Genomic DNA, 13104 nt, shown 5'->3' with positions numbered 1-13104 from the left:
TGATGTTCGTCAGGAATTGCGCTTGAGAGGCGGGTTCAACCCACGGACCCTTCAAGTTTCAGAGCCAGAAGTTTGTCGGCTTCTGCGGCAAACTCCATCGGCAGCTGGTTGAAGACATCACGGCAGAAACCACTGACCATCATCGAGACGGCCTCCTCAAATCCGATGCCGCGGCTCTGCAGATAGAAGAGCTGATCTTCTGAGATCCGGCAGGTGCTGGCCTCATGCTCCACTGCAGATTCAGGCTGCTGAGAGCGGATATAGGGGTAGGTGTTGGCTGCAGCTTGGTCTCCGATCAACATGGAATCGCACTGGCTGTAGTTGCGTGCACCTTTGGCCGCAGGTCCGATCTGCACCAACCCGCGGTAGCTGTTGCTCGAATTGCCGGCACTAATCCCTTTGCTGACAATGGTGGAACGGGTGCGTGCACCGATGTGCACCATTTTTGTGCCGGTGTCAGCCTGCTGTTTGTTATTCGTGAGGGCTACTGAATAAAACTCACCAACAGAATCTGCTCCCTGGAGCAGACAACTGGGGTACTTCCAAGTGATCGCTGAACCGGTCTCCACCTGAGTCCAGCTGATGCGGCTGCGGGCTCCACGACACTGACCGCGTTTGGTCACAAAGTTGTAGATGCCGCCAACTCCGTTCTCGTCACCGGCGTACCAGTTTTGAACGGTGGAATACTTGATTGAGGCATCATCAAGAGTCACTAATTCCACCACCGCCGCATGTAGCTGATTGGTGTCGAACATCGGCGCAGTGCAGCCCTCGAGGTAGCTCACGGAAGCACCTTCCTCAGCCACGATCAGAGTGCGCTCGAACTGTCCGGTATCTCCTGAATTGATACGGAAATAGGTGGAAAGCTCCATTGGGCATTCAACACCTTTGGGAATGAATACAAAGGAGCCATCACTGAAAACAGCAGAATTAAGCGCTGCAAAATAATTATCATTACTCGGCACCACTGAGCCGAGATATCGCTCAATCAACTCAGGATATTCCTTGACAGCTTCACTAAAGGAGCAGAACACGACACCGTGCTCTGCGAGTTTTTCCTTGTAAGTGGTTGCAATCGAAACGCTGTCGAAAACCGCATCAACAGCAACATTGCTCAGGCGCTTCTGCTCACTTAAAGGAATCCCGAGCTTATCGAATGTCTCAAGGAGCTTGGGATCAACTTCTTCGAGTGAGCTCTTTTTAACCTGCTGCTTGGGTGCTGCGTAATAAACAATGTCCTGATAATCAATCGGGTCGTAACCCAGCTCAGCCCAGTCAGGCTCTTCAAGCGTGAGCCAATGCCGAAAAGCCTTGAGACGAAAGCGTAGAAGAAACTCAGGCTCTTCTTTCTTGCTGGAGATGAGTCGCACGATCTCTTCGCTGAGACCCTTGGAGATCTTTTCGGTCTCGATATCAGTGACAAACCCGTACTTGTACGGCTGACTAACGAGATCTCGCGTGGAGGTAGAGGTCATGAATGAAGAGCTCCCACCAGGTCGCCTTTATGGCGGGCATACCTCCTCAGGACACAGGCACTAACACCACGATCACCAGAGAAAGAAGCACTAGTGCGGATTGCGTCGATGTCAGCGAAATTGCGAAAAACGACCAAGCTCTCCAAGGTGGGCTTTCGATTGCCGGAGAGGGCATCAGTCATGGCGGCGAACGTTGGCAAGAGTGTCGAAGCCAGGGAGATACGAAACAAAATGGTTTCGTATTTGGAGCCTAGGGCACGGATCCATTACCCGACCATGTGACCATTGTGACGGACGTCGGTTCTAACCGGAAAACTCTGCCGTCGCGGCTCCCCCACAAAACAACGCCCAGACAGGAACCTCATCCACCTGAGCGAGAACGTGATCGCCTCTGCATCCAGAGCTGCCTTCAGAAACAGTTGATCCATGCGATAGCCCAGTGAAAGCCTGAACTGGCATCCATGCATCCACGCCTTTGTCACCAACAGCGTCGGGTACGACCCTGAATCAAGTGCGAAGAAGCAAGAGGAAGCCGCTCGTCGGACATTGAACCGACCACACCATGTTCTGAGATCGTTCTCCACGCCTGCTCCGGCAGGACCCAAGGCAATCGGCGCGTTCCCGTGGCATGGTGAAACCATCATCCCGATCTCATGGGCGCGTCAGCTCAGGCTCCCACTCGTGAAGCAACGCTCACCTTGCTCCTGCGGCAAGGTGAGATCAGTGCTGGTGCTCTGGCCAACGAACTGGGGATCTCCGTTCAGGCGATGCGCCGTCATCTGCGCACGCTGGAAGAGGAAGGGCTGGTGGAGGCAAGTTCGACCACAGCTGGACCGGGGAGGCCCTCCAACCAATGGAGACTCACTCAGCAAGGCCATCAACACTTTCCAGATGGCAGTGACACCTTTGCGCTGAATCTGCTCGAGTCGATGGCGACAAGCCTGCCGCCGGAGACCCTGGCAACGCTGCTCGAACGACAGGCCCACGAGAAAGCGCATCAGTACAGGCACCAACTCGGCGACGGGCCGCTTGAACAGCGCATCAGCAGGTTGGTCAGCCTGCGCAGCAGCGAGGGGTACGTCAGCGAGATGGTTCCAGCGGAGAACGGGCACGGCTGGTGCATCAATGAATTTCATTGCTCCGTGCAGAGAATCGCGGAAGAATTTCCGGCTGTCTGCGACCAGGAACTTCAACTGATTCGCATGACATTCCCGGACTGTCAGGTGGAAAGAGTGCACTGGAGACTGGAATCAGGACACTCCTGCGGTTTTCAGATCAGCCCATCGAGTGCGATATCCAACGAATCCAAATCCGGACTCCAGCCGTGAGCATGGATCCGGCGCCGGTTTCAGGCCCATTGGACCGGCAACAGATCGAACGCATCGACGCCACGCTTCTGCCCGCCGTCGACCGCCACCTTCTGCGACTGCAGGCCCACTGCCTGGTGACGTTTCAGCAGATCGCCATGCCGCTGAAGCAAGGACCTTTGCCAACGCGGGATCACTGGCAGGACTGGTGTGATCGCCAGCCTCAGCTGGCCAACGATGCGGACTTCCGGGAGCAGCTGATGATGCAGTTCACGGTGATTGCAAGCCAGCTTGAAGAGCTCGCCAGTCAGCTGCAGCTCACTCCACTCGAGCTCCAGCTCAACGATTTGATCCAAAACGCCGAAGCCAACAGCCGTCAACGCTTGTCGAGCCTGGAGTAAGGGATGGCTGCAGACACTCCAAAATCGCGAACCGATCCCTCATCCTGCGATCATCCAGAAGAGACCGTCCGCAGCCGATGATCCTGGACATCCCCGACGCGCCGACCTTCTTTCGACTGAGCTGCGGAAGCTGGCGTTCACAACGGAGCGTGCATCACCTTCTGCACCGTCGCAGCGAAGCAGGCGGCTCGCTGATCGTGGTCGAGGACCTGAAACTGAATGATGAGCGCTTGCTGGCCATGGCGCGCCAGCACGACCAAGATCCGGGCCTGATTATTGGCGGCAGCTACGTGCGCTGGAGCGCATCGATGGCCTGGGACCGCGACGGCGATGCCCACGACGGTGAAACCTGCTTCGCGTTGATCGGTGACAGTGAGGCCGCTCGCTCCGGCACCATGCTCAGGGATCAGGGCTACGCAGAAAAAGCGCCTGCAACGTCGACCTTCGAGATGGACGACCGGGATGGGCTGATTCTCTGCACGAGCTACGAAATGATGACCGTCTGGGAACGCTTTAGTTTCTCTGGCCCGGACGTGCGTATTCGTTCCAGCACCGTTGAGGGACTGTCCAACAACGCATCCTTCTGCGTGGAGACCAGGCTCAAAAACGACAGCTCATCCACCGGCTCGCAAGGGATGACAGCGCTTGTATCACCCTTCGGCTGGTGAGTGTCCTCTGTTACGGACTGTGAGTAGGCCGGAGGCAGCTGAGGAGTGTGATGACTCCCACTTATACGATCCAGCCAGTGTGTTCCGACTCGAGTGGCCATTCCTCTTCTTCAGTACGCACCAACCACGCAAAACAATCGCGTCGCAGCTCTCAGCGTTGCTTCTGAAGAAACCCAGCGTTCCCTTCAGATGGACATCTCGATGGACGCTGACAACATCGACACGGTGATCGAGTCGGCATACCGCCAGGTCTTCTTTCACGCGTTCAAGAGCGACCGCGACAGCTTCCTGGAATCACAGCTGCGTGATGGGCAGATCACCGTTCGCGACTTCATCCGCGGATTGTGCCTCTCGGACACTTTTAAAAGAACGTTTTACGGCTTCAACTCGAACTACAAAGTGGTTCGTCACCTCGTCCAGAAAATTCTGGGCCGCAAGACCCACGGTCGCTCTGAGGAGATCTCCTGGTCGATTGTGATTGCAACCAAGGGTGTCGAAGGCATCGTGGATGCCCTTCTCGACAGCGAGGAATATCTCGAAGCCTTCGGCTACGACAACGTTCCCTTCCAACGCAATCGCGTGCTTCCCGGCAGGGAGCTCGGTGAGACACCCTTCAATATCACCACCCCTCGCTACGACGAGTACTACCGGGGAATTCTCGGTTTCCCCAAGATCATCTACACCGGCAAGGCCAAGAGCCTTCCGGCACGCGCCAACCGCTCCCGAGGTGGTTTCAGCGAAGATTATTTGCCTTGGGTTCGAGGCATGGCCGTTGCAGGCTCAGCCTCTCCCGAAGGCAATCTCGAGATGGACTATCTCTCGAAAGTTCCTTACCGCAGCATCGGCCGCTGAATCGCGTCCCCAGTCGAAGATGTTTGAGCGGAGTCCCCTGTGGAGCTCCGCTTTTTTGTGCGCAGAGTGAAAGCGGCAATGGATGCGGCCCAGGCAGCTCATGCAGTCAGAAGATGCTGACCACGAGCGATTGAGCTCCCTGAAAACCGGGACTTTCCAGCAAACTGATCCCAAAGAAACCCGGTAGCCCGACCGTGACGCAAGCCATCACATCCCTCGCCCGCATGACCCTGCGTCAGCTGCGTCAGATGGCCAGTGATCTCGGCGTTACTCTCTACAGCCGCAAGAGCAAGGAAGACCTGGTCTCGGCGATTGCCGAAAAGCAGGAGCGTCGTGGCGGCGATCTCAAAGCCATCGAAGCGGAACTCAATCCACCGTCGCGCCCCCAGTCCGAGACCCGCGTGGTCTTCCTTCCAAGAGACCCTCAGTGGGCTTATGTGTTTTGGGAAATCTCAGACGACGACCGTCGCCGTGCTCAAAGCGAAGGGGCCGCGCACCTGAATCTTCGTCTGGCTGATGTCACAGGACTCCAGGACGGCTCAGCGCACCCCCACACCCTCCAGGAAGTGCCTGTGGATAGTCACAGCACCGAGTGGTACCTGCCCGTGCCACTGTGCGACCGCGACTACCGCGTTGAACTCGGCTTCCGATCCGGCAGCCAATGGATCTCCCTGGCGTTCTCGTCTGTGGCCAGGGTGCCGGCACTGCACCCCAGCGACCAGATCCTTGATCAGTTCGTTCCCTTCAGCCTAGAAACCGCTGCTCCTTCACCCGCACCGGTGAGCACACCCAGTTTCGAGCCCAGCGATAGCGGATTGCATGAGCGCCTCTATCAGAGTGCGACCACCCACTTCCGCAGCCGCCGAGTCGGTTCAGAGGTGCTGCATGAACAGGACTCTCTTGAGGGGGATCAGCGTGGACTCAGCGATTCCGGGGCTGGACTTTGGGCCAGCGGCCGCAATGAGTCCGGTCTCGGAGGAGTCGCCCCTCGCCAACGCACTTTCTGGCTGGTGGCTGATGCAGAACTGATTGTTTACGGCGCAACCGATCCTTCCGCCCGCCTCACCATCGGTGGAGAGGAAGTGCCTCTCTCCAGCGATGGAACCTTCCGCATCCAGGTTCCATTCCGTGATGGCGAGCAGACCTACGCCGTTGAAGCGACCGCTGCGGATGGGGAACAGAAACGCAACATCACACTCAACTTCGAGCGCGTGACTCCAGAAGACAACAGCAACCCTGCCAGCGAAGCCAAAGCCGAGTGGTTCTGATCCTGTGGGAGTGAACCGAAAAGCCCTGCGCTGGGTTGTCGCCATTACCCCCGTTGCAGGCGCCGTGGCATTCCCGGTTCTGGTGCCTCTCACGATGGCCAAAGTCGGGATCGGGGCTGGTGTTGGCCTGGCACTCGTGCTCAGCAGCCTCTGGTTTGTCGGGATGCTGAAAACCTCTGAAATGCCTCACTGACGAATTCGTCAGCAAGTCAGTGGGAGCTCGGCAGTGGAACACTGCCAGAAGCCGAAACGCAGCAGGTGCTGAACTGGCTGCTGAAACATGTTCAACGACTTGCCCTACTGCCACTGCTGACACCAGTGTTGCTGGGCTGCAGCCAGGCAGGCCAGGTGGTCGGAGCAGGCATGCCTGAGCTGCCGTTGCCGCAAAACTTCCAACTCCACTTCAATCATCGAGATGGCGCTCGCTACCGCAACCCACTGAACGGCGACTGGCGTAACGGCGACAACCTCGAGGAGCACTTGATCCGACAGATCAATGCAGCCAACAAGGAAGTGCTGATGGCCATCCAGGAGCTCACACTTCCGCAGATTGCCAAGGCACTGATTCGAGCCGAGCAGCGAGGTGTCCGCGTTCAGGTTGTGCTGGAAAACAACTACAGCAGCCCTTGGTCGGAACAGCATCCCAGCGATTTATCAGCTCACAGCAGGCGCCGGCACCAGCAATTACGTCTGCTGGCAGACCGCAATCGCGACGGCAGGCTCACTGCTGAGGAACGGTTGTCTGGAGATGCCATCGCACTCCTCAAGCGTGCTGGCATCGCAATGATCGATGACAGCGAAGACGGCAGCCGAGGCAGTGGCCTGATGCACCACAAGTTCGTGGTGGTGGATCGGTCAGTAGTGATCACTGGCAGTGCCAACTTCACCAGCTCAGGGATGCATGGTGATGCGGGAGCGTCACGTAGCCGCGGCAATGTGAATCACCTGCTGAGCATCCGAAGCTCCGAACTGGCTCGGTTATTCCAAGAAGAGTTTGAACAGATGTGGGGCGATGGTCCTGGAGGCGAGCAGAACAGTCAATTCGGACGTGGCAAAAACAGCTCAGGAGTACAAGCCGTTCAAGTGAATGGAATACCGGTGAACGTGCTGTTCGCTCCTCACTCCAAGAAAAGCCCAGAACATGGACTGCTCTTGATCCGTGAGCAGCTGGCAGCAGCGAGACGGAGTATCGACATGGCGCTGTTTGTGTTTTCAGACCAAAGCCTGGCCAATGTTCTGGCAGAGCAAATGGCTGCTCAAGTCGATATTCGACTCCTTGCGGATCCAGGTTTCGCAAGCCGCTCATTTTCAGAAGTTCTTGATCTGCTGGGCGTGGAACTCCTCGACCGTTTATGCAAACTTGAGGCTGGAAATCGGCCTCTCAAAACGCCATTACAAACCGTGGGCACGCCTCGCGTGGCCCGCGGAGACAAGCTCCACCACAAGTTCGCCGTGATCGACAACAAAACAGTGATCACAGGATCCTTCAACTGGTCACCCGCAGCAGCCCACACGAACGACGAAACTCTGCTGGTGATTCACTCACCCAAACTTGCTGCTCACTTCACGCGTGAGATAAATCGAATGTGGCGAAGTGCTGAGCTCGGGATCACGCCACGAATCCAACGCAAGCTGGATCGGCAGCGAGCCAAATGTGGGAGCGGGGTGGAGTGGGATTGAAAATGTCTAGGAGAAGGCGTGATCGGCTTGAAAATGGTTCAGAACTTAGCAATACTTTATTTGACGACCAGTCAAATGGATCAGAACAACACTCCAAGCCATAAACGGTAGGAAATAGATACCGATAGTTCCTACAAAGAGAGTGCAAAAGCTGACTGAAATAGCCAGATTCAGCAGCGTGGCGATTGAACACCAATGAGACGCCCTCAACCAGACCAGTAAACAATGGCAAGGGAGCTTGTCACTCCTACTAAATTACTGATGGTATGAATCGTGCCGTAGCTGATGGTCTTCTGATCATCAGTTCGTCCCTCCGAACGACAGACCTCATGCCGAACCACTTCAACCGTTGAACACTGAAAACTCAATCATTTCAGGAGATGCTGGATCATTGGGAGTGCACACGGCGGAAATAACGAAAAGGCGATGTCAAGTAAAACAGAAAACCTGGCAGTGATCGCAGTTCTCGCGATAAAATCAGATAATAGTGGATCATACACTTGGTGGAAGTACGCGAAGACAGAACATTTTCCGAAGGATTCGAATGAAATAAAATGAGCCCACGAGAAAACAAGACAATTGATACTTATTAGAGAATTTTTGCGGGGAAATGGCTACGACTCAAGGATTTAGTTGATTAACACGTGTTATTAAATCATCTTACAAAAGCAAAGCAACAAACAAGACTTACATATAGCTGTCTCCATAATCCCGACTTTTAACAAATCTCGCCGGAACACCAAGAACAGTGCTGTTATCCACGACGTCATTTAAAACAAGCGAAGATCCTCCTATCACAGCATCATCTCCAATACGAACATTATGGGAAATCGAAGAACCAATAGAAACAGCACTTCTTTGCCCTAAGCAAACATTTCCACCCAATGAAACTCCTGGCGCTAAAGACGAAAAGTCTTTCAGACAATTATCATGATCCACACTGCACCTTGTATTAATAATTACTCCTTTACCAATGATGGTTGAACTATTAACTACACACAGTGGCATTACGACGGTTCCAACATCAATTGAACATCTTTGCGTTATAACACTACTAGGGTGAACAAGAGAAATAGGAATGGCACTTGGATGACTCGCCTTAAATCCAGCGAAAACTTGCTCTCGAGTGGCGTTGTCTCCAATTGCGACAAAAAAATAATCCTGAAAATGCTCTGACTGTTCTTCCAGAACATTTCTCCCTAAAAATTGCTTGATTCCCCCGAAAGAATCTAAGTAGGATATTCGCTTAAAGCCAATAGCCTCCGCAACTTCAGTTACAACTTTACTATGCCCCCCGCAACCAATAATCAATAATCTTTTTGAAAGGACATAAGTGTCATTCATATGACTTGACAAAAACTTGTTCAATACTAGCCCTAAAACACCAGTTGAACTAAAGTAAAGGTATATCTTAGAAAGCAATGGAAATCACACACCCACCAGACACTTGGCTACCCGAAAGGAGCAAGCCAGCTAATCTTTTTGAAGAATTAACAGGTGGGAAGCCAGATCCCAATAGCAAGCTTGCGATAATTATCAAGGAGGATGGAACAACCTTATATATTACAAAAGCAACCGCGATAAAGAATTCAAAACTCATCGCGAGTGGGATAATAAATGAAGCACATTCTTTAGAGGATGAGCAGTTAAGAATATTCGCTTGCATCAGCTCTTCTGAGGCTTCCTTTTATTTAATGCTAGCAAGCAGCTTTCTTGGGGCAAATCACTGTATTTGCTTCGAAGACTTGTCCGAAAATGCAATAACAAACAGAATAAACATTTTTCAACCCCATATTATCTTTGCATCAGAAAAAACCGCAGGCAAGCTATTGCGAGCAAGAGGCAAGTCAGACTTCAAGGAAGTCCCTATTTGTGATACAGCAAAGTTTAAATCATCAAGCTCATCAATCATCAACAATCAGCTTAAACCAGCAATATATAACCCGAACGACATATTATTCACTCTCTTTACCTCAGGATCCACAGGTCTACCTAAAGCAATCCGACATAGTGCGTACAGATTTTCACGCTATGCTGCTTCTACGTCGAAACATTTTTTTGGACTAGATAATGAATCAATAATCTTCACAGCCACGGATGCAGGATGGATCAATGGTCACACATACGCCTTTTACGGACCGCTTCTATGTGGCAGCACGACAATAATATCAGAGAGGTTAAGTGAGATATCTAGCCCAGAGTGTTTAGAGCTTATACTCACCACATTCGGGGTTACATGCTTTTACGCATCTGTAACACTACTTCGCGCAATCCGACAAGATGTTCTAACAAAGAGAATAGATCCAAGTCTCAAAAACTTGTCAAAACTTGAAAGAATTGGCTCATGCGGAGAGCCCCTTGCCAATGACATAGGCGAATGGGTTATTAATTATTTTAGCCCTAATCGTAAGTCTGTCGTCAACACGTACTTTCAGACAGAAACTGGGGGGGTTATTACCGCTCCAAGGGACGAAGATGGATTTAATTGTGATTATTCTAATGTAGGCAAGCCAAACTACTTCGTTGAGATTAAAACAGCAAGAGAGCTGCTAAAACCTCATGAATTAATTGATGAATCAATTAATCCTGACGAGCTACTTATACCTTATCCCTGGCAAGGAATCTTCCACTCAGTCATTTCAGACAGATCAACGAACTATTTCACGAAAAAAGGATACTTCAGACTACATGACACTGGATACTTTGGAGATGATGGCTCATTATTTATTGGCGGACGAAATGATGATGTAATGAATGTAGCTGGGCACAGAGTAGGGAGCTCAGAAATCGAGAACACCGTGATCAAGGTTAAGGGAGTATTCGAATCATGTGCCGTAGCTGTTCCAGACGAAACGATGGGAAGCAGCATCGCTCTATTTTATTCGGCAAATACTCAGATAGATGAAATTGAAATCAGAAGCAAGATAAGCGAGGTTCTAAGTGAATATCATCAACCACAATATATATTCAGATTTAACAACCTACCTAAAACAAAAAGCGGGAAAATAATGAGAAGAGCTATGCGAAGTCTAGCTGCATTTGGTTTTTTAGATCCAGAGTCGGACTACAGTACATTTAGCAATAGAGATGATTTTATTAAAGACTGCTCAAGTTTTCTGGAATTCTGGATAAACCGCACAATAGGTTCAAGCATGCAGATGCTATTTGACCTTGATTTATTTTGCTCTGAGATGCAAATTACAAGTGCGAAGCACTTAGCCTTACCAACATTGGCAATAGCAATTTTACAAACGCTAGAGAACTGGTGCCAGGAGTTAGGCAGCGTAAGTTCACTACATTTTTCACTTAAAAATAATAGCGATACTCTTTACACATGCGATATTGGTATTGATGCGTCAAAACACATAGTATCTATAACAAAAGACATTTCTGATTCAGCGCTTGGCACAGAAAGCTGTTTGTACGATACAAACGTTTTACTTATGAGTTCTAATCACGATTGTAATAAAGTTACCAATATATCCCTGATGCGCGAACAAAATACGACTTATTTTAATATTGGCATTAAAATACAATCCTCTAGCAGAAAGTCAATCAAGCATCAGATCATTTCTGATTTGCTGCACACAATGAATGCAGCATCAAAAGACCAGTCAATTGGAACCTCATTAAAATCTAATACTAAGCAAAAACTAAAACCTCGATCGGAACCCAATAAACAAATTAAATACAAAGAAAACTTTGGTGAAAGTCATCTAGAAGATATCAGATGCCATAAGTGCCAGGCTTCGCTTTCGAAGCTTAATGAAGAAAGGGGACTTGAAGCGTATTTATTGCCCATAATCAGATCCGACAATAAAAATGCTTATATTTGTGATCTTTGTGCTGCCGGCTTTTGACGAGCCAATTGCAAATCTTCGGTACTATTTTAATTAATTAAATCTATGTATTCTCTTGACGAACTAATCGCAGTATTAAGTGCGTTTCCTCTGAAAAACAGAAATCTCAACGAGAATTCTGCACTCAACGAAAGCATCAACCTTTTTGGCTCACTGATGCTACAGCGAGTAAGAAGCTTGCTTGCTGAGTATTTTCCAGAATCAGATCTGGAAGGAATAACCAAAAACAGCAGCCTCGGCGAAATACTTATGATACTTAACAGGAATCATGGGTCAAATAGCAGCAATAATAATTACAAAAAACCCCTCAATAACCACTACTTTGGCAAAAATTCGAGCTACATTCAGCCAGTCCAACACACCAATGCAACCACAAATCAAGTGGTCTCAGTCGGCATAGATATAGAAACAATAGTTGCATTTCCTTCAGACATAATGCTGCCTTCGGGTAGAGCTTTTAGATCAAGAACATTCTGCCCTAGAGAAATTGCGTATGCATCAACAAAACACTCACCAATTCAAACACTTCTTGGAATTTTCTGTGCCAAAGAAGCAGTTATCAAGTGTTGCATAGATGACAAGAGGCTTACGTTCAGGGATGTTGAAATTGAACACGACTCAAAGGGACGCCCAGTATGCAACGTTCGCGACTATGTAGGTTTTAAGTTCAAAGTCTCGATATCTCACACATCTGAATACTCTTGTGCATTTGCGTTAATGGAACATTCTTACTCTTGATAATCGCCATCAATATCAGGGCAACTTTTCAACATTTGGTATCTTTATTACCGCATATGAAAATTGAAAACGCTTTCGTAAATTCTATCAATAGCATGATTTCAGATAAGAAATGACAAATCAGCAGGTCCAGTGCTTTTCCATCCAACAGCGGGCGATAGCGGATCAACGTCTGGTCCAGGTCAAGCTGCAGGAAATCACACCAGATCTCAGCGCAGATGGCTTGCCCTCTGGCTTGGGCGATTGGATCGTCAAAACGACCAAGGCGATTGATGAAATAGTCCCTCCCATCGAGCCTCTACCTGACTTGGAGAGCACCGTTGTTGTCCCTCACCCTCGGTGGCTTCTTCAACATCCCTCTCCCTTGAATGGGATTCGGGCTTAGGGCTGACGCTCGTCAAAAGCCAAGCCAGATCCATTGATTCATTAGCCCTTCGTAGCCGCAGGGCGACTCATCACGAGATCCAGTGCCCTTCCGGCTTGGGTTCTGGCTTATGAACCTATGAGAGACCTGAGCATCCCTGAGCGATTCCTTCAAAACCACCGCAACAACAAACCGTCGGCACCCCTCGCCTGGCACGCGGAGACAAGCTCCACCACAAGTTCTCGGTAATCGACAACAAAACTGTGATCACAGGCAGCTTCAACTGGTCGCCCGCTGCTGCCCACACCAATGATGAAACCCTGCTGGTGATTCACTCACCCAAACTTGCCGCTCATTTCACCCGTGAGATGAATCGAATGTGGTGAAGTGCTGAGCTGGGAATCACGCCTCGAATCAAACTCAAGCTGGAGCGGCAGCGAGCCAAATGCGGGAGTCGGGTGGCATGATAATCACTTCAATCAAAGGTGAAT

The 13104-nt window shown here is 50.5% G+C and carries 11 protein-coding genes and 1 pseudogene; 10 read left to right on the top strand and 2 right to left on the bottom strand.

What is annotated here, in order from left to right:
- Window positions 1-35: 35 nt before the first annotated feature.
- Entirely contained in the window at window positions 36-1475 is a 1440-nt protein-coding gene (gene sufB / locus AC6EI9_RS12235; protein WP_498468003.1) for a Fe-S cluster assembly protein SufB, read from the bottom strand.
- Window positions 1476-2128: 653 nt separating this feature from the next.
- Here sufB and sufR point away from each other — a divergent pair.
- The 7 genes from sufR to AC6EI9_RS12200 all read left to right on the top strand — a co-directional run bounded on the left by sufR (window position 2129) and on the right by AC6EI9_RS12200 (window position 7651).
- Window positions 2129-2803: an iron-sulfur cluster biosynthesis transcriptional regulator SufR gene (sufR, locus tag AC6EI9_RS12230; protein ID WP_498468002.1), complete on the top strand. Its 675-nt coding sequence runs from the start codon at window positions 2129-2131 to the stop codon at window positions 2801-2803.
- Between the two features lie 2 nt (window positions 2804-2805).
- Window positions 2806-3183 (top strand): NDH complex assembly factor CRR9, encoded by a 378-nt coding sequence (locus AC6EI9_RS12225; protein WP_498470063.1) that lies wholly within the window; start codon window positions 2806-2808, stop codon window positions 3181-3183.
- 77 nt (window positions 3184-3260) lie between these two features.
- Window positions 3261-3851 (top strand): phycobiliprotein lyase, encoded by a 591-nt coding sequence (locus tag AC6EI9_RS12220; protein WP_498468001.1) that lies wholly within the window; start codon window positions 3261-3263, stop codon window positions 3849-3851.
- 93 nt (window positions 3852-3944) lie between these two features.
- Window positions 3945-4703 carry a phycobilisome rod-core linker polypeptide gene (locus AC6EI9_RS12215; protein WP_498468000.1) on the top strand — a complete coding sequence of 253 codons (759 nt, stop codon included), beginning with the start codon at window positions 3945-3947 and terminating at the stop codon, window positions 4701-4703.
- 194 nt (window positions 4704-4897) lie between these two features.
- Window positions 4898-5971 carry a DUF4912 domain-containing protein gene (locus tag AC6EI9_RS12210; protein WP_498467998.1) on the top strand — a complete coding sequence of 358 codons (1074 nt, stop codon included), beginning with the start codon at window positions 4898-4900 and terminating at the stop codon, window positions 5969-5971.
- 10 nt (window positions 5972-5981) lie between these two features.
- A complete protein-coding gene (locus tag AC6EI9_RS12205) occupies window positions 5982-6164 on the top strand; it encodes a DUF8677 family protein (RefSeq protein ID WP_498467997.1) in 183 nt (60 codons plus the stop codon).
- A gap of 65 nt (window positions 6165-6229) precedes the next feature.
- Window positions 6230-7651: a phospholipase D-like domain-containing protein gene (locus AC6EI9_RS12200; protein WP_498467996.1), complete on the top strand. Its 1422-nt coding sequence runs from the start codon at window positions 6230-6232 to the stop codon at window positions 7649-7651.
- 687 nt (window positions 7652-8338) lie between these two features.
- Here the strand turns inward: AC6EI9_RS12200 and AC6EI9_RS12195 are convergent.
- Entirely contained in the window at window positions 8339-8995 is a 657-nt protein-coding gene (locus tag AC6EI9_RS12195) for an acetyltransferase (protein ID WP_498467995.1), read from the bottom strand.
- A gap of 77 nt (window positions 8996-9072) precedes the next feature.
- Here AC6EI9_RS12195 and AC6EI9_RS12190 point away from each other — a divergent pair, with 77 nt between their 5' ends.
- From AC6EI9_RS12190 to AC6EI9_RS12180, 3 genes and pseudogenes are all read left to right on the top strand, one after another.
- Window positions 9073-11511, top strand: a complete 2439-nt coding sequence (locus tag AC6EI9_RS12190; protein ID WP_498467994.1) for an AMP-binding protein — start codon at window positions 9073-9075, stop codon at window positions 11509-11511.
- A 45-nt stretch (window positions 11512-11556) separates the two neighbouring features.
- Window positions 11557-12249 carry a holo-ACP synthase gene (locus tag AC6EI9_RS12185; protein ID WP_498467993.1) on the top strand — a complete coding sequence of 231 codons (693 nt, stop codon included), beginning with the start codon at window positions 11557-11559 and terminating at the stop codon, window positions 12247-12249.
- A 558-nt stretch (window positions 12250-12807) separates the two neighbouring features.
- Window positions 12808-13080 (top strand): annotated as a pseudogene (locus AC6EI9_RS12180) (phospholipase D-like domain-containing protein); the annotation flags it as partial.
- Window positions 13081-13104: the final 24 nt, after the last annotated feature.

It is taken from the genome of Synechococcus sp. MIT2312, assembly GCF_059772315.1.
Note: the sequence above shows the minus strand (reverse complement) of the source record. Positions and strands in the feature narration are given on the sequence as shown.